We start from the raw sequence: 17,713 nt of genomic DNA, 5'->3' as shown, positions 1-17,713 counted from the left end.
AAAATAACTTAATTACAAAGAACAATAACGCTAGTAACGTTAGCTCCTTGTATTGAGCCGTTTTGATTTGCTAATCTTTAAAAAAACCAAACTACTTGGTTGGAACAATCGTAATCCACTCAATGAACTTAGTTTTAAAAAACTCATCAATCTGTCCTGTGAACTGATGGTAAATTAAAAAGAAGATCCAGTAAGTTAAGGTTGCTGCCACCAAAGTTCTCGCGGTCATATTTGCTAAAAGTGGAGAAGCAGTGTAATACATACGGATTACTGCGATTGGCCAGAGGAATAATAGGAAAAAGTAAATTGCCCTTGGAATTCCATAGAGCCAGCTTAAGATCTCAGAAGGATAAGATCTAGATAATCTTTCATAAGCTTCCTTTAATTCAGGAAAGAATTGGAAGAAGTAGAATACAAAAACGAAGAATGTCGCGATCTTCCAAATGATCTCGATATCGTTTCGGATCAGCACCAAAGTCAAACCAATGAACCAAATCAAAAAGATGGGAAAAACTATCTGCTGTAATAAGGAACCTGACTGGGCGAGAAACATCAACGAGATCTCCTAAGATCATTTTCGGCAGAAACTTGGCCTGACACCCACTCTAAACATTGCAGAAAACTCTCCGGATCTGCTTTTCCGAGGCCTGCAATATCAAAAGCAGTCCCATGATCCGGAGAAACCCGGATAAAATCCAGTCCCAAAGTTACATTCACTCCAAATTTTCCCTCCCACATCTTGAATGGGATCAGCCCTTGGTCATGATAACATGCCAAAAACAGAGAATATTTTGACCTGGAAGTTTCGCTAAACGCGCCATCTGCGGAGATCGGATCCGTAACATCTAATCCTGCCTTTCTCATCTTAGAAATGATCGGCATTAGTATCTTCTTTTCTTCATCCCCAACCTTTCCACCTTCGCCGGCATGAGGGTTTAAACCTAAGAATGCGATTTTACCTTTAGAGATAGGAGCAGAACGAACCGCAGAAATGAAACTGGATAAATGGATCTTTTTTAAATAAGAAGGCACCTTCTTCAATGGAACATGAGTGGTTAAAGGAAGAACATTCAGTTCTTTTCCGGCCATTAGCATATACGTTTTTTTCTTATATACTTCTGCCAGATACTCAGTATGGCCTGTGAATTTTTTTACGCCTGACTTGATCACCCATTCTTTACTTAATGGAAGTGTAATTAGATTGCCCCCGATTTTCTTTTGGATGCGGACCGCTTCTTCCAGACTTGCAAATGCAGCCTTTCCCGACATTGGGCCAGGCTTTCCGATCACCAAAGATTTTTGTTCAGAAGAAGAAAGAGAATTCGTTCTCCAAAGATACAGTCCAGGAGAATGGATCGAAAATGGATCTTTGATTTCCTGCCAACCAGGATAAGAAAGAGAAGAAGTAGAACTAATAAGTAGAATTTGTTTTTGCCCGGAGAAGGTTTTTAACTTCTCCCAAGACATTTGAAGAATTTCCGGCCCGATCCCACAAGGGTCTCCCTCTGTGATAAGGATGGGAATCAAGGCCTATTAACCTGAGATTTAAGCTTCCTTAGCTGTTGTTTGTTTACCGAAAAGTCTTTCTAAGGTTAGAGAGTCTTTAGCGTATTCTAATTCGATATGATCTTTATTGGAATGTTTGAGGTCGCTGGAAATGATACAACGTCCTTCGAGTACCACTCCGTTTTGGATGATCAATTCCGGTGTGCGGATATCTCCCAAAATTCTGGAGGTAGGAAGAAGCATTACTCTGTTACGAGCGGTGATATTTCCGATTACGATACCTTCTACAATGACGCTGGCAGCAGTGATGTTTGTGCGAACTTTACCGGAAGCTCCGATATACAATTGTTCCGCTTGGAGAGATTTTCCTTCGAACTTTCCATCAATCTTTAAGGATCCATTGATGAAGAATTTTCCGTTAAAGTAGGAATTTTCGCCGATTGTGGAGTTTGTAACTTCGGAGGAGTTCTTAACAAGTGCCATGAATATAAAATCCTATTTGCGAAAGACCGCAGGTTTTCGGTTTATACACTAATAAACCGGACCCGCCCCTTCCGAAAAGGAATTTTTTAAACTGGAAGCTATTTTTACAGATCCAGACTCAGTCGGATCATGTCCCGGCAGTGGATCCCGTTCTCATAGATCGGTTCAGGATAATTTTTGGTAAAAAAATCGAAATCGATCCCAGTAATTCTAAATCCGCATTTTTGGTACAAACCCAATTGGCCAATCCCTGCATTGCCTGTCCCAATTTCGAGGGTATGAAAACCGTCTTCTCTTGCCTGGGAAATCGCATGAAGCACCAATTTTTTCCCAAACCCCTTGCCTTGTTCTCCTTCTTTCACTGCTACATTAATGATCTCAGAAGTTCCAGGACGAGTCGTCAAAAGTACGTAAACTCCTAAAACTTCCGAATTTCCAGACTCGAGTATATAGCAGTTGGCTCTGTCCCAATACGACTGTATAATTTTTTCATTCGGATCTGCGAGAAGAAGAAGATCCATAGGCGGAGTTTCATTAGAAGAAAGTTTTCTGATCGTATAGGTCATGAGTAAATTTATAGAATTTAGTTCTGTAGAAGATCTAAAAAATTCGGATCTTAATGTTTTATATTCGGAACGTTGATCCGATCCAAAACTTCTGCGGTGAATTCCCTAAATTCATCCAAGGCCTCTGGAATGGATTTACCTTCCAACTCAGTCGCCTTCTCAAAACGAGAATTAAAAGTGATATTATCTTCTATGTTCATAATCACTCCCCCGCCTGCTTTAAATTCTCCCAAGACCTTGGAGAGGAATTCATTAAACTTTTGGAACATTTCAAAAGCTTCTGCGATAAAAATACGGGTCTGTTTATTCTTCATCCGGCTTAGCTGCTCTCTGAAATCTTGTTTTTCAGCAGCTTGGTATTCTTCTATGGTTTCCGTCAAAACCTTGATGTTCCGACGGATATTCTCCATATGTTTGACCACTCCGTCCTTCTCATTTCCATGTGAGAAGTCGAAACGAATATGAGTTTCATTTAATATAGGAAGATATTCCCGATCCAATACATTGATCCAAGTCCCGATCTGATTCACCTCAGTATCGTTAGAGTTTGGAGAAATTTTCATGATCGGATACTTGGCCAAGATCCTTCCCGCTGCATCTGGATTTTCACGGAACATACGGATCTGCTCTGCGGCAGTTTCGAGATTGTCTGGAATCCCCTCTGGAGAAATTTCCCTCATCCGGTTTCTGTATTTATCCAAATCCCTAGTGGCCCTATACTTCTGCTCGTCGTTTTTGGAAAGTCTTATGATCTTCTCCAATTGTTGGATCATCTTTTGATGACGTTGGAGTTCTAGGATTTGCTCTTGGGTGATGGCCATAGGGTCTTAGGCAAATTTTAGAAGAAGTACAGTTCTAAGGCAAGGAAATTCTCCTTCTATTTTTTGACCAATTTGGGGGAGAAAACTTCGATTTGGGATAAAGCTATAGACAGGAACTTATGAAGAATCAGAGCAAGAACCTTAAAAATCACTCGCTCCACAAAGAACGTTATTTTTCATTTAAATTCGGATACTTTGTCCGGAATTTCAAGCATTAGAATACATTGAATATATATATGAGATCTTTCTTCAACCGAACACTTCTTCTTTTCGTATTACTTTTATTAAACTTCTGCAGTTCCCCAAATGGTGGTAATGATTTTCTTCCTCTATTGGCGACCATGTTCTCTAGTCCTGTCGAAGATCCATATATAGAGCCTGACTGCGTCCTTAGTTCAGATCCTTTGGGGCATAAAAATACTGACCCTCTAAAGATCCTAGCTAATTTCGGCGACAGAATATTTATAATCGGCGAAACCTCGGATAATCTTGGAGGTAAAAATCCAAATGGTTATACTATGCCTTTTGTAATGAAATTTTCTAATACTGCAACATGTAGAGATTGGATTACTATACTCGTAGATAAGCCTGGAACGGGAGGACAGATCAAAAGCGCCGGAGTCGATATGTTCGGTAACACATTTATTTTGGGAATCTCCAATGGGAACGTAGGCGGTGAAACCTGCACAACAAGTTGCCGCTTCCTCACCAAATTGGATTTAGGCGGAGATTTTGTTTGGACCAAATTCCTTTCCTTCGCTCCAAGCGAAATCCAAGTCAACTCTGACGGATATGTATTTTTGGTAGGAGAAACCAGCACCACTTTGAATGGACAAGTTCCTAGTGGAAGCTCAGACGCCTTTCTAATTAAATATGATACGGACGGAAATCTACTTTCGACGACTTTATTAGGTGCGAGTGGAAAACGTACTCGAGCCGATCGGCTTACACTAGACTCTAGCGGAAATATTTATTTTTCCGGAATCACATACGGTTCATTAGGGGGACAAACTACGCCAGGTACAAGTGGAACTGTATTCATCGCAAAATATGATTCGAATATAGCTTTCCAATGGTCTAGAAATTTTGCACTGACTGTAAATCAGTACATTCCAACAGGTATGACTACTGATCCGAGTGGAAATGTTTATTTGGGGGGCAATAGAGATGGAGCCGGATTTGTAGATGGGATTTCTGTTCCAGGAACTATGAACACTTATGTGGCTCAGTATGATCCTTCCGGAGCTAAACAATGGACAAAAGCAGTTGGATATAACAATACAAACGTCCGACAAGCCGGACTAGCGTTTGTCTCGAATCAGGTTTATACGTATGGAACAGTATCCGGTAATGGGTTCCCAGTTTCTGCCACGGGCTTATCGGATGTATTCTTTACATCTTACGATACTTCCGGAACTCACACGGGAACTAGCAGAGTCGGCTACGAGAATAAATATACTTATGCTCGTTCTATCTATGCCTTAACAACGGGCTCATTATATTATTCTTTTGCGATACAGGATTCGAAAACCTTAAATATCGTTGGAAAAACCGCTTTCCCTTATTAAGTCAGCTTTTTCTCTTATACCTTTCCAAAACCGATCTTAAAAAATCGGACTGTGGAAATTTGTAGACCAATGACTCCATGAGTTGGACTCCTTCTTCCACAGGTCCGGTTTCCAAAAGTGAGATTGCTTTTAGATAAACCATTTCAGGAGAATATTGAAATCTTCCTGTAAGCACTAATCTCTCTCTGAAAGCTTCAAACTTTTTATCCTTAAATTCTTGGACCGCAATTGCTCTTTGGCTTAGATAAGAACCTGGTGTTTGGGATCGAACAGAGATCATTTCAGAATCTAATTCTCCGGCGACAGTGGAATTCCAAAGAACTAAAAGTTCGAATGGTCTAAGTGTATAAGACATTCCTTGTTCTTTTAGGATTTTGTAACGTTCAAATAAGGAATCATCACTTCCTTCTTGGATAGAATCACGCAGAGTTTCTTTTAATTCTTCTCTTCCGTTTTTCTTTTTCTCTTCAGAAATCCATTCGAATACGAAATCTCTTGGTTTGCATTTTTTAACTAAGAAAAATCTGTCCAAGATTGGATGTCTGAGAGAATATTGATCCAAGAAGAAGTCAGCTTCTGTTCTGGAAAATTCTTCTATCCTTCTTGCGATGCTTGCATCTAAAACTTTAATGTTTCGGATCCCTTCTTTTTTGTCTTTGAAATAGAAATAAGCAAGTCCAGCCAGATCAGGTTCTTGGGAAGAAATTACTAAATCGAATAATTCATTCTGCTCTTCTTGGCTTAGTCCTTGCTGTTTGTGGTGATAGCTTATTCTCTCTTTTCTTTCAAGTCCATCTTTCAGAAAACTTTCTGATTCAGAAATAGCGCCTATGAAATATAATAACCTTCTGCCTTCTTTCGCTTCTTTCAGATCTTCTCCAAAAGAATATACCAATTCTTGGTAGTCTCGAATTCTATCTTCGCAAAGTAGAAATGCAGAACATAAGAAAAATAATTCTGGGTCCCAAACCAAATTTCCTTTTAGCTCATCTAACAATTCTTGGAAGAATAAGCGCAGAAGTTTTTCTTCTCTTTCTGTTATCCCGTCTTCTCTGATCCAATCTAGGCGAGGAGAATGGAATACAAATCTTCCAAATAAGTCCGATCTGAAACAATGAGAAGGTCTCAAATGTGTAAGAATACTTCCACTATAATGATCTAAAATTTTTGTTTTGAGCCGGATGATATCCGAATCAGGTTTTCTATCCTGTTTTTTACTTACGAAGTCTGGATGACTTAAAGTTATTTCAGGCCATTCTGTATTTGATACCGATATATGCATAAAGACTCCTTTTTGGAGTTGAACCCTTTTTAAGGCAGATTAAGAGAGAAGAATCGCATGAAAAAAACGATTCTGGGGTTACTCCCGTTTCTAGTTGTCGGCAGTCTTTTTGCGGACGACGACCTAAAATACTTGGTCAAATCCTATAGTTTAGAAAAAATCCGCAGGATTTTCAGGGAAAGATCTCCCTCCAAAGAGTCCGAGGTATACGCACTCGTCCGTTTCCATGAAACACATCCGGACGGGGACGAGAGCAACAAATTCAGATACCTAGTCTCCCTTTTAAAAGGAAGACTTGTGGTCGGAGTTACTAAAGAAGAACTTCATAGTCTGATCAAGAACCCTCTTCCTCCCATGAATGCAGTCTCCAAAATGAGTTTTTGGAAATTGTATGAGGAAATGGTAAAAAGAAAAAGTTTATCTTCTTCCGAACTTATCTCTTATCTCAAAAAACTTCCTCCTGAATATGATCCTATTTATAAAAATGTAATTGGGGAAATTCTTCGTATTCATTACGAAAATGGAGAATTCAAAGAAGCAAAGGACTACGCCGAAAGTTTTTCCGAAAAAGATAAGAAAGAATTTTTCGGAGCTATGGCTTATTATAGATACGCAAAGGCATTATATAAATTCGGAGAAGTGCAGAAGGGAGAAAATCTTTTATATGCTCTCGCAGAAGATGCAAATGTTCCTTCTTACGTTAAAAAGGATATTTATACTGATTTAAGGACTTGGAAGGGAGAATCCTTTTATAAACAGATCCCTTTAGATAAAGGAGTTTTATTTATCCCTTTCTTGGATGCGAGCGATAAAAAATCTTTTATATCTTCTCACCAATATTTCGGTTCCATCGTTTTTGAAAGGCCTGAAAGTTGGAAGGCCGCCGCAAGAGGTTTAGTCCAATATTATCCGGAAAGGCTTTTTTCTCTTTTCTCCAGGCATAAGAGTTATGCAGAATATTTCCCTGAATTTACTGCAGCCATGTCTGTAGAACTCTCCAACCAAAACTTGGCAAAATCAGGTTTAGATCTATTAGAAAAAACAAATTTATCTTCCTCCGAATCTGTGGAATATGCGTATGCAAGGGCTTATAAACGTTTAGGAGAAAGAGATAAATATTTTAACGGACTTCTATCTTCTCTCGAAAAAAATCCTTATAATCTAATCCGCCAAGATGAGCTGATCGATCTTTTGATCGGGGACCATTCTCATTTCTTAGAAGAATCTTATTGGAAAGAGGCCTTAAAACGTATCCCCAATCTTCCAGTCAAAGGTAGATTGGTGTATTGGTATTTGAGAAGTTTAAAATCCAAAGGTAAACAGGATGAACTTCACTCTTGGTTAAAATCTTATTATAAATTCATTCCAGGTTCTTACTATACGAGAGTCATCCGAGAAGAATTTGCAACAGAGATCTCTTCTATCCAACAACCGGACAGTCCTCTTAGAAACAAGGATACATTATACGAATATCTTTCTCTGACTTCAGGAGATCCTAAATATTCGGATAAGATCATTGGAAGAGATCTGGAATTTGCCTATTTTCCGGATTCATTCTCCCTGGATGTTCGGATAGATTCTGCTCATAGCAAGGTAAGAGGAAATACTCTATTACAAAATGCTAAAGAATATTTAGAGATCGGAGAGATGGCTCATGCAAGTTCCCTGATAGATAAATTTGTTTTGCAAACTGGAACATCCGAAGAAGAAAAAGACGAAATTTTCGCGGCACTGGGAGAGGTTACAGGTAACCAATACTTAACTGTATTCCATACAAGAAATCTAATGAAAAGAAGAAGGATCCCTGATGATGTGATCCTTCTCCCCTCCAAACTCGCGTCCAGGATCTATCCTAGACCTCATAGAGATATAGTTTCTCATTATTCTAAATCTTTCGGGATCGAAGAAGATATTGTATATGCTGTGATGAGGCAGGAATCCTTTTTTAAGGAGAATGCTGTATCTTCTTCCAATGCTAGAGGTCTCATGCAGATTATGGGACCTACTGGAAAAGGTTTAGCCCAAGGTTTAGGACTTGGTCCTTATTCTCTTTTTGATCCGGAAATTTCTATCCAAATGGGTGCAAAATTCCTAAAATATCTTCTTTCTTCCAATGAAAACGATTTGAAATGGGCTTCTATCGCTTATAACGGAGGTCCGGGAAATCTCAGAAAATGGAAACGAAATCATTATCATGGAGATTTTAATCACTTTTTGGAAGAACTTCCTTTAAAAGAACCCCGTGATTATTGCAGGATCGTAACGTCAAACTATTATAATTACCAAAGTTTAAGGCAGTACAAAAACCGCTAAGCTGACAAAACGGATTCTTTTTTTTGGATTGTCTAGAATTTCAGATCCGTGAAATAGTACTAAGGACCGGGCAGAATTTTCAATTTCACCTCTCTGTCCCAAGGTCTACCTTATGCCGGTTCGTCCGATATCATTCATCTAACAGGAGTAAAAAATGGCAAACACCGCAATCTTAAAAATCGACGGTAAAGAATATGAACTACCCATCATTACGGGAACAGAAAACGAAAAGGCCATAGACATCTCCAAACTCAGACAACAAACAGGATACATTACATTAGATAACGGTTATTTAAACACCGGTGCCTGCACGAGCGCAGTTACATTCCTGGATGGAGAGTTGGGAATTTTAAGATACCGTGGTATCCCGATCGAACAATTGGCCGAAAAATCAAGTTTCACCGAAGTTGCTTATCTTTTGATCTATGGCCATCTTCCTTCCGACAAAGAATTACAAGATTGGGACAAAGAGCTGACCATGCACACTTTGATCCATGAAGACTTAAAACGTCTTTATAATGGATTTCCTAAAGATGGTCACCCAATGGCGATCATGTCCACAATGATCGGTTCACTTTCTACTTATTACCAAGATTCTTATGATCCAGAAAATCCAGATCATAGACATATCTCTATGGTCCGTCTTTTAGCGAAGTTCCCTACAATCGCTTCCTTCGCTTATAAAAAATCATTAGGCCAACCTACTGTTCACCCAATGAACCACTTGGATTATTGCAGTAACTTCTTGAACATGATGTTCTCCGTTCCTAGTGAAGAATATTATATCGATCCTGAGATCGTAAAAGCCCTGAACCTTTTATTAATACTTCATGCTGACCACGAACAAAACTGTTCTACTTCTACAGTTCGTTTAGTTGGTTCTTCTCTTGCAAACTTGTATGGAGCGATCTCTGCGGGTATCTGCGCACTTTGGGGACCTCGTCACGGAGGAGCAAACCAAGAAGTATTAGAAATGCTTTTAGAGATCAAAGCTTCCGGTCTTTCAGTGAAAAAGATCGTAGAAAAAGCAAAAGATAAGAATGATGCATTCCGTCTTTCCGGATTCGGGCACAGAGTTTACAAAAACTTTGATCCACGTGCTAAAATTATCAAAAAAGCTTGTGACGCGGTTCTTTCCAGATTGGGAGTGAACGACCCTCTATTAGATATCGCTAAAGAATTAGAAGAAGCTGCTCTTAAAGATTCTTACTTCGTCGAAAGAAAACTTTATCCGAACGTAGACTTCTATAGTGGTATTATTTACCGTGCACTTGGAATTCCAGTGAACATGTTCACAGTAATGTTTGCAATGGGACGTCTTCCAGGTTGGATCGCTCAATGGAAAGAAATGATCGAATCTCCTGATATGAAAATCGGTAGACCTCGTCAGATCTATACTGGAGCGACTGACACTGCTTACGATAGCGCTAAGAAAAAGTAAAATTTTTCAAGGTCGATATTTTCAAAAGGACAGAGTTTACTCTGTCCTTTTTTATTTCAGGAGTCCTGGGCGATTAGGATCTATATGGATAAAGTTTTTGGACTGGTTTAAGCGGATTTGGGATATTTGAAACATGCCAGAAAAAATTTTCTCCCTCTTTTTCGGCGACAGTTTCAAATTCTTCCGTATTATCCAATAAGTATGCTCGATCAGAGATTTTTAATGCTGTAGGCAATAATTTAAAACTTCTTTTATATCTTTCTATTATCTTATCAGAATCCACATTATGGCCGCCTTCATTCACCCTCTGAATTACTCGCTGGATATTCAATTTTGGATCTTGAGTATAAATGAAATAAAAGTAAATCTTGTAACCGGCCATTTTGGCTAAACGTAGCAAATCCGTCTTAGACGAATGACTCATTACCGTTTCAAAACAGAAACTCTGCCGTTTTGCAATTAGTTTTTTTGTAAGAATGTCAGCAATCATCGCGGCAGAATAGGAATTTATTCCGGAAGGTTTCACATTCAAAATTCCTTTCGACAATGAGAACCAGTCGTAAGGATTCAGATTATTTTGTTTATTGATTAAACTGGATCTAGATAAGGAGTGGAAAAATTCTTCTTCAGAAACACTGATCCGATACGCATTAAAAACGAATCTTTTACTTTCTCTAAGTCCGGCCTCGATCCGATCGGCACTTATATAAAAGTCAGTGTGAATAATTTCTGCATTTCGCAACTTTGTATAAAAAGTGCTCTTTCCTGAACCGTTCGGTCCTGCAAACATTCTAAAACGAGGTTGCATTATTTATGGGATATTTTTTTAGAAACTTCCTCTGGGAATTTTTTCGTTCCGTCTTTATATAGAAGAACCACGACACCGTTCTCATAAATCGCTATAGGAAGATTTTTACGAAATGCTTTTCTTCTAGCAGATTCGGCTGCCTGACGAAGTAATTCTGGAGACAATATATCCGTTTTTGGCCGTCTAGAAGACATACCCGATTTTCCCCTTTAAGACTTTCCTTTGTCAAGGCTTCTTTTCGACAAATTTTCGAAATGGATTGAAGTGTTATCCGGGCAGGATAGCATAGTCTTTATTAATTAGACATTTCCAACCGACCCAAAGTTTTGCAAACCCATTCGTCCAAACACAACCGTTTCCGTCGATACCAACTCAACAAAACAACTGAGTCCGTTTTAAACTCGGGGCATCCTTGGATCTTAAACGGAAAATTATCCACTGCGATCTCTGCATTCCAAGACGGGGATTGGATGAGACTTGTCTCCGGTTCGAATGAGACATTAGGATTTGGGATCTATTCATCTTCCGGTCCGATCGGAATACGTATCATCCAAAGAGGAAATGAATTCTCACTTCCCCACTTACAACAAACCATAGAAAGATCATTGGAACTTAGAAAACCTCTTCGAACCAAAACAAATGCATACAGACTTTTGCATGGAGAGAATGATCTGGTCCCAGGAATCACGGTGGATCGTTATGCATCCACTTGGGTGGTCCAAACCTATTCAAAATCATTAAGAACATTTTCTAGATTGGTAGTCAGACTTCTTTATTCTGCTGCATCCAAAACAGAAGAACCAATTCCAAAACAAATCGTATGGATCTCTCCACAACGTATAGGTTCCGAAAAATCTTTACCCATCCGTTTTCTAAGAGGCAAAAAAGAAATTCCGTATGAGGAAAAAATTTTTCTGAATCAGGTCCAATGGAAAACCAAGATCCCTGGCCAGAAAGGTGGATTCTTTTTAGATGTTCGAAATTTGCGGCAATATATATTAGAAAAACCAGAATTAGCTAAAGACAAAGATTGTCTCCATCTATTCTCCCATACTGGACTTACTTCAGTATGTATAGAAGAAGCAGGTGCAAAGTCTGTCTTCTCCGCTGATGGAGCTAAAGAAGCACTCGAAGAATTTGCGTCTCATATTTTGCCGGAAACTGAAATCTTAAATTTTGAGAAGAAGAATACAATCCTCACAAAAGGAAAACATCATCTGGTCCGGGCAGATCTGTTCCAAGACTGGGGATTTTTAGAAGACAGAAAATTTTCACTGATCGTTTTAGATCCACCCAATCTGACTCCGAACCAAGCTGCTATTCCTGCTGGTAAAAAAGCATATCGTAGTCTAATCTCTAAGGCACTCTTACATTTAGAACCTGAAGGAGACCTAATCTTACTCTCTTGTTCAGGAAGAATCCTAGAGTCCGAATTCGAAAAGATTGGCCGAGAAACCTTGGCAAACAAAGGATGGAAGTACAAGGATCTTTTTAAATTAAGACCGGAACCGGATCATCCTACACGTAAGGAATTTCCGGAGGGGAAATACTTCAAGGTGCATATCTATAAAAAATGTGAACCCTTGGATCAGAACATATGAGCGCTAATAAAAATACTTACCAACTCATCGATTCCGGAAATTTCAAAAAGTTAGAACAAGTGGGTCCGTATAAAGTGATCCGCCCTTCTCCGGTTGCCGCTTGGCCTCCAACTCAAACTTCTCTTTGGAAGGACGCTGACGGAGAATATCATAGAAGCGATAAAGGTGGAGGAAATTGGAGCTGGAAAGGATCCAGTGCCTCGAGACCAGACTCAGAAGATGAATTTCTAATCCAGATACCGCCCTTAACTGTTAAGATACGTTTTACTCCTTTTGGACATCTTGGTATCTTTCCGGAACAATTGAGCAATTGGGATCGTATCCGAAATGTTTCTTCTCAACTTGCAGGCCAAGGAGAAGTTCTAAATTTATTTGCATATTCAGGGCTTTCCACCTTATCCGTATTAGCTGGTGGACTAGACGCATGTCATTTGGATTCGTCCAAAGGTATGGTAGAATGGGCTAGAGAAAATGCGCAAGTTTCGGGGCTCGCAGATAAAAAAGTGCGTTGGATCATAGAAGATGTATTAAAATTTCTGAATAGAGAGATCAGAAGAGAAAAAAAATATATAGGTTTTATCTTAGATCCTCCTACCTTCGGCCGCGGCGCCAGCGGAGAAGTTTTCAAAATAGAAAAAGATCTACCGGAAATGATGGATCTACTTATGCAACTCTGCAATAATAAACCTGAATTTGTATTTTTGACCTGTCATTCTACAGGATTTAGCCCTCTTGCACTCAGGAGAATTTTAGAAGGAAGGATCAAAACCCCTGGGAATTATCTCACAGAAGAACTTTCTATCTCTGAATCCACAGGAAGATTACATCCTGCAGGTTCTAACTGTGTATTTTATTCGAATAGAGTAAAACTTTGAAGAAGAACATTTTGGAAATTAGCAGTTTTTCAAATGAAAAGCTGAAATATATCTCCGGACTAAAAGAAAAAAAGAACAGGGAAAAATCAGACACATTCTTCATTGAAGGTTTCAGAGAGATCCAAAGAGCACAGGTTTCAGGCAAAGTACAATTTGAATATCTACTCACCTGCCCCGCTTGTTACTTAGGAGAAAATGAAGAAGATCTGGTCTCTTCTATAGATGCAAAAACGATCATCGTTCCAAAACAAATTTTCGAAAAGATCTCTTATAGAGATAGACCTGACGGCTTAATCGCCACTGCTGAATTACCTGACTTTTCCTTATCTTCTAAAACAAAACTTTCAGACGACCCTGTACTTGTGATCGAAGGTGTAGAAAAGCCTGGAAATCTAGGCACCATCTTAAGAACTGCAGAAGGTGCTGGTTTTAACAAAGTATTTGTTGCTGATCCAAGATTGGATCTATTTAATCCAAACGTCATTCGCTCTTCTACCGGAACATTATTCACCTTGGATGTTTTTCAATCTGACATTAAAGAACTTTATCCTATTCTCAAAAATGCTGGATACAAAACATATGCAGTGACTCCAGAAGCTAAGTCTCTTCATTGGGACGCCAACTTGAAAGGAAAAGTTGCACTTGTTTTTGGAAGCGAACAGTACGGACTAAGTGAATACGCAAGATCTCAAAGTGATCAGTATATTTCTCTCCCTATGAAGGGAGTGGCAGATAGTTTAAATCTGGCAATGTCCGCTGGAATTTTAATGTACGAAGTGCTTCGACAAAAATCTCAGATTGACAATTAGCACATCGGTTGGTATCCTCGCTTTCAGCTCAAAAGCGGAAGAACGGCCGAGCGCAGCTGGCTGAGAAGTTCTCCCTTTTCGGTCTGGAAGCAAGGATACCCCATCCTCCCACACTTGGGTTGGCACCACCTCGATCCCCCTCTTTTCCCGGTTCGTTTCGATTAACCGATCCATCCCGAAAGCCTTCAGGTTCTTAAAGAAACAATACTCGTCCAGGTAGAGTTGTGAATACTTTGGTTGGATGTATCCGTATTGGGAGAACGCCTGTTTGATTGCTCGGTGGTTTCCCTCCGCGTATTGGGCGTGGACTCCGTCCCTGCTCCACCGGTTCCTTGCCCATCTGTAACGGCTGTCCTTCGAACGGGCCGAGTGGTTCACCATCCGGTGGTTCCGGTATGCTGTTCCGAGCCACGTGTATGCGCTATCGGTGAATACGGGTGCGGTTATTGGAATGTTCCGGAGAAATAGCGGACCAAGCGTATCCATCTTCTGGTCCGGGACCGAATCGAGTATCAGTGCGCCCTTACTGGTTACGATCGTATGCACCATCGTTCCGATCTGTCGGCCTCCCAGCTTGTCGTTCATATAGATGGAAGCGGTAGAACCACCGTGTTTGTGACGTTTACGGCCCTTATTGGCTCTTTGGGATGCGGAGAACAATACCAGCGTATCGGCGTTGACTATTGGCTTTCCTTGTATCGCCCGTTTCATCGCCTCCTTTTTGTCCGGAACGTTCCGCCCTACTCGCTTCTTTCCTTCTATATGATGGTTTGTTTCCGGTGTCAGTTCTGGAAGTCGAAACTCCCGGAATTCGGATTCCAGATTCCGGAAGATTAGATCTCGGAAGCTATCCTTCTGTTCTGCTGCAAACAGTTGGATCCTTCTTTTGAGAAGTAGAGCCGACTTGTATGAGATCCCCAGTTTCCTTTGGATCTCTGCCGACGTTAATACCTTCGGACTTCGAAGATAGGCTTCCTCCAGTACGTAACTAAAGGTCCATAACGGCAGCTTGAATTGGTGCAGTGGTGTATATGAGAGTCGAGAAGCCTGGCGGTGACAATTCTCGCAACGGATTAGATAGCTTCTCAGCCCTACTCGCTTTCTGAGTTGAATCTTGCATTCAGGGCAAAACTTTGGATAAAAGGTATCTAAGAAATACTCCGTACGCTCCTGGTAGTATTTTATATTGATTGGAAAGGAATTATAGGATGATACAAGCCCACGCAATGCACTTGTGCGCTTTGGTGCTACTATATCGACAAAATCGTTAATGAAAAAGATCCATATCTCCGCATTCGTAAGCGGCCACGGTTTCGGCCATATAAGCCGCAGTTTAGAAGCAATCATCCAAATCTTAATTAAAAATCCAGAATGGACCGCAACCATCAATTCTCCTAGAGGAGAAGAATTTGCATCTTCTTTGGATGTCTCCGGAATTTGGGGACAAGTCAGGTCCAGGATCCAATTCAGAAAAACAAAATCGGATGTAGGAATAGTCCAAAAAGATTCTCTTGGAATGGATCTGGAATCCACTGAATCTGAAATTATAGAATTTCAGAAAAATAAAGCCTCTCTTTTACAATCAGAAACAGAATATCTCAAAAGAGAAAAACCGGATATTATATGGTCAGATTCTTCTTCTTTTCCCTTTCTGATCTCTTCTGAATTAAAGATCCCATCTCTATTTTTGGGAAATTTTACTTGGGATTATATTTATTCATATTATAGGTCTGAAATATTTCAAAAATATTCTGAAGAATTAAAGAAAGAATATACACTTTGCGATTTAGGACTAATCCTTCCACTTTCCTGCCCGGTTACTTCTATCCGTAAAACCAAAAACATTGGATTATTAGGACGTAAGCCAAATTTAAATAAAGAAGAAGCCAGAAGATACTATGGCTTTGAAGAAGATATTGAATATTATTTATTTTCCTTCGGTGCTTATGGGATCGACTCCGCTCATTTTGATTGGAAAGAATGGGACCCATCCAAAAGAAGGATTGTAATCGGCGGGATTGAATGGAAGATCGAAGCTAAAAATAATTTAGGGATTATCACTATTCCAAACTGTCATTATCCGGATCTACTTAGAGCATGCGATTTCGTGTTAACCAAACCAGGTTATGGTATTTTAAGTGAGTCTTATTTTGCAGGAACTCCTATACTTTATACAGATAGAGGTAACTCTCCAGAGTATAAATATCTGGTAGAAACGTTACAATCTCAGTATAAATCTTCCTATATCTCTCATAATGATCTATTTTCTTTCCGCTGGGAAGAAGTTTCTAAGTCAGCTATGTCTTCTAACGTTGTGCCTGATCCAAGATTTCAAAAAGATGCCATCCAAGAAATCGAAGATTCAATTATTCAACTTATCAATTAAGTTACATCATCCAGCTAACAAGCGTTTGGCAGAATAGAATATAGTCTAATATCTTCTTTTATCTTTTTTACTTTTCTTCCTTCCAAAAATCGAGTATTTTAATCGGCGACTGCGATTGCTTAGGGAGGGCATCATGTGGAAAGAAAAAGTTCGCGGTAAGGTAGAAGAATTATTTGCAAAGGCGGGAGTCAGCTTCGGAGGAAACGCCGACTGGGACATCCAAGTAAAGGACGATAGATTATTCGAAAAAATATTTAGTAATGGTTCTCTTGGTTTAGGAGAAGCTTATATGAATGGCTGGTTCGAATGTGGAAGGTTCGACGAAACAGTCAGAAGATTATTAGATAAAGGAATAGAAAAGGCAGCCAAAACCTGGGGGAACTTTTTTCTATATATAGAATCTATAATATTAAATCGCCAATCAAAAAGAAGAGCGTTCATGATCGGAGAAAGACATTACGATCTAGGAAACGATCTATTTGAGCTAATGTTAGACAAAGAAATGGTCTATTCCTGCGCATATTGGAAGAATACCAACTCTTTGGATCAGGCACAAGAAAACAAAATGGATCTAATCTGCAGGAAGCTGGACCTCCAACCGGGAATGAAGGTTTTGGATATCGGCTGTGGCTGGGGAGGACTTGCCAGACATGCTGCCAGAGAATATGGAGCAGAAGTATTCGGCATAAGCGTTTCTAAAGAACAATTGGCACTCGCTGAAGATAGATCCAAAAATCTAAATATAAAATACGAACTGATGGACTATCGAGACGTAAAAGACAATTTCGATTCTATTCTTTCAGTAGGCCAGATGGAACATGTAGGTTATAAAAATTACAGGACCTATATGGAAATAGTTTATAAATCTCTAAAGGAGAAGGGACTATTTTTACTTCATACGATTGGCTCCAATAATTCGAGCAAGATGACAGATAGATGGATCGAAAAATATATTTTTCCGAATTCACATCTTCCTTCTGCAGCACAGATCACTAAAGCCAGCGAAAATCTTTTTGTATTAGAAGATCTTCATAATTTCGGTCCGGACTATGATAAAACACTCATGGCTTGGTATAATAATTTCGAGAAGGGTTGGAATCTCATCCAGAAAAAATATGGAGAAAGATTTAAACGTATGTGGGAATTTTATCTTTTAAGTTGTGCCGGCGCATTCCGTTCCAGAAAAATCCAGCTCTGGCAATTTGTATTTTCAAAAGGAGATAGGGAGGAGATCTATCAGGCTATAAGGTAGAA

At 39.5% G+C, this 17,713-nt stretch carries 17 protein-coding genes; 8 read left to right on the top strand and 9 right to left on the bottom strand.

Translation table 11 applies throughout. From position 1 onward, the window contains the following. Nucleotides 1–91: 91 nt before the first annotated feature. The 5 genes from EHQ52_RS13470 to EHQ52_RS13450 form a co-directional block, all read right to left on the bottom strand. A complete protein-coding gene (locus tag EHQ52_RS13470; RefSeq protein WP_135615639.1) occupies nt 92–553 on the bottom strand; it encodes a hypothetical protein in 462 nt (153 codons plus the stop codon). Then, complete coding sequence (locus tag EHQ52_RS13465; RefSeq protein ID WP_135615638.1) at nt 553–1,467, bottom strand: PdxA family dehydrogenase; 915 nt, start codon at nt 1,465–1,467, stop codon at nt 553–555. The genes EHQ52_RS13470 and EHQ52_RS13465 overlap by 1 nt, the downstream gene beginning before the upstream one ends. A 78-nt stretch (nt 1,468–1,545) precedes the next feature. Continuing rightward, nucleotides 1,546–1,989 (bottom strand): bactofilin family protein, encoded by a 444-nt coding sequence (locus EHQ52_RS13460; RefSeq protein WP_135615637.1) that lies wholly within the window; start codon nt 1,987–1,989, stop codon nt 1,546–1,548. 104 nt (nt 1,990–2,093) lie between these two features. Further along, nucleotides 2,094–2,555, bottom strand: coding sequence for a GNAT family N-acetyltransferase (locus EHQ52_RS13455; protein WP_135615636.1), 462 nt, complete (start codon nt 2,553–2,555; stop codon nt 2,094–2,096). 50 nt (nt 2,556–2,605) lie between these two features. Continuing rightward, complete coding sequence (locus EHQ52_RS13450) at nt 2,606–3,376, bottom strand: hypothetical protein (RefSeq protein ID WP_135615635.1); 771 nt, start codon at nt 3,374–3,376, stop codon at nt 2,606–2,608. 236 nt (nt 3,377–3,612) lie between these two features. On the opposite strand from EHQ52_RS13450, the gene EHQ52_RS13445 reads away from it, so the two are divergent. Next, the gene (locus tag EHQ52_RS13445) at nt 3,613–4,944 is read left to right on the top strand and encodes an SBBP repeat-containing protein (protein ID WP_135615634.1); all 1,332 of its coding nucleotides are present in this window, start codon (nt 3,613–3,615) and stop codon (nt 4,942–4,944) included. A 1-nt stretch (nt 4,945) separates the two neighbouring features. Here the strand turns inward: EHQ52_RS13445 and EHQ52_RS13440 are convergent, their stop codons facing one another. Next, the gene (locus EHQ52_RS13440) at nt 4,946–6,226 is read right to left on the bottom strand and encodes a hypothetical protein (protein ID WP_135615633.1); all 1,281 of its coding nucleotides are present in this window, start codon (nt 6,224–6,226) and stop codon (nt 4,946–4,948) included. Between the two features lie 57 nt (nt 6,227–6,283). On the opposite strand from EHQ52_RS13440, the gene EHQ52_RS13435 reads away from it, so the two are divergent. Together EHQ52_RS13435 and EHQ52_RS13430 are read left to right on the top strand one after the other, a co-directional pair. Continuing rightward, nucleotides 6,284–8,539: a lytic transglycosylase domain-containing protein gene (locus tag EHQ52_RS13435; protein ID WP_135615632.1), complete on the top strand. Its 2,256-nt coding sequence runs from the start codon at nt 6,284–6,286 to the stop codon at nt 8,537–8,539. A gap of 154 nt (nt 8,540–8,693) precedes the next feature. Continuing rightward, nucleotides 8,694–9,980: a citrate synthase gene (locus EHQ52_RS13430; protein ID WP_135615631.1), complete on the top strand. Its 1,287-nt coding sequence runs from the start codon at nt 8,694–8,696 to the stop codon at nt 9,978–9,980. Between the two features lie 73 nt (nt 9,981–10,053). Here EHQ52_RS13430 and EHQ52_RS13425 read toward each other — a convergent pair whose 3' ends face one another. Next, nucleotides 10,054–10,788 (bottom strand): ATPase, encoded by a 735-nt coding sequence (locus EHQ52_RS13425; protein WP_135615630.1) that lies wholly within the window; start codon nt 10,786–10,788, stop codon nt 10,054–10,056. After that, nucleotides 10,788–10,982 carry a hypothetical protein gene (locus tag EHQ52_RS13420; RefSeq protein ID WP_135615629.1) on the bottom strand — a complete coding sequence of 65 codons (195 nt, stop codon included), beginning with the start codon at nt 10,980–10,982 and terminating at the stop codon, nt 10,788–10,790. The genes EHQ52_RS13425 and EHQ52_RS13420 overlap by 1 nt, the downstream gene beginning before the upstream one ends. A 132-nt stretch (nt 10,983–11,114) precedes the next feature. Here EHQ52_RS13420 and EHQ52_RS13415 point away from each other — a divergent pair, with 132 nt between their 5' ends. The 3 genes from EHQ52_RS13415 to EHQ52_RS13405 are packed head-to-tail and all read left to right on the top strand — an operon-like array spanning nt 11,115 to nt 14,073. Continuing rightward, nucleotides 11,115–12,389, top strand: coding sequence for a class I SAM-dependent rRNA methyltransferase (locus EHQ52_RS13415; RefSeq protein ID WP_135615628.1), 1,275 nt, complete (start codon nt 11,115–11,117; stop codon nt 12,387–12,389). After that, nucleotides 12,386–13,264 (top strand): class I SAM-dependent methyltransferase, encoded by an 879-nt coding sequence (locus EHQ52_RS13410; protein ID WP_135615627.1) that lies wholly within the window; start codon nt 12,386–12,388, stop codon nt 13,262–13,264. The genes EHQ52_RS13415 and EHQ52_RS13410 overlap by 4 nt, the downstream gene beginning before the upstream one ends. Beyond that, a complete protein-coding gene (locus tag EHQ52_RS13405; RefSeq protein WP_135615626.1) occupies nt 13,261–14,073 on the top strand; it encodes a TrmH family RNA methyltransferase in 813 nt (270 codons plus the stop codon). The genes EHQ52_RS13410 and EHQ52_RS13405 overlap by 4 nt, the downstream gene beginning before the upstream one ends. Here the strand turns inward: EHQ52_RS13405 and EHQ52_RS13400 are convergent. Next, nucleotides 14,029–14,784: a transposase gene (locus EHQ52_RS13400; RefSeq protein ID WP_244244871.1), complete on the bottom strand. Its 756-nt coding sequence runs from the start codon at nt 14,782–14,784 to the stop codon at nt 14,029–14,031. The genes EHQ52_RS13405 and EHQ52_RS13400 overlap by 45 nt on opposite strands. 559 nt (nt 14,785–15,343) lie before the next feature. Here EHQ52_RS13400 and EHQ52_RS13395 point away from each other — a divergent pair. Beyond that, nucleotides 15,344–16,459 (top strand): glycosyltransferase family protein, encoded by a 1,116-nt coding sequence (locus EHQ52_RS13395; protein WP_135615625.1) that lies wholly within the window; start codon nt 15,344–15,346, stop codon nt 16,457–16,459. Between the two features lie 133 nt (nt 16,460–16,592). Then, entirely contained in the window at nt 16,593–17,711 is a 1,119-nt protein-coding gene (gene cfa / locus EHQ52_RS13390; protein ID WP_135615624.1) for a cyclopropane fatty acyl phospholipid synthase, read from the top strand. The last annotated feature ends 2 nt before the right edge of the window (nt 17,712–17,713 follow it).

Origin of the sequence: Leptospira koniambonensis (assembly GCF_004769555.1) — a bacterium.
GTDB classification, from domain to species: domain Bacteria; phylum Spirochaetota; class Leptospiria; order Leptospirales; family Leptospiraceae; genus Leptospira_B; species Leptospira_B koniambonensis.
The sequence above is the reverse complement of the archived record's forward strand: the minus strand, read 5'-3'. Positions and strand labels throughout refer to the sequence as shown.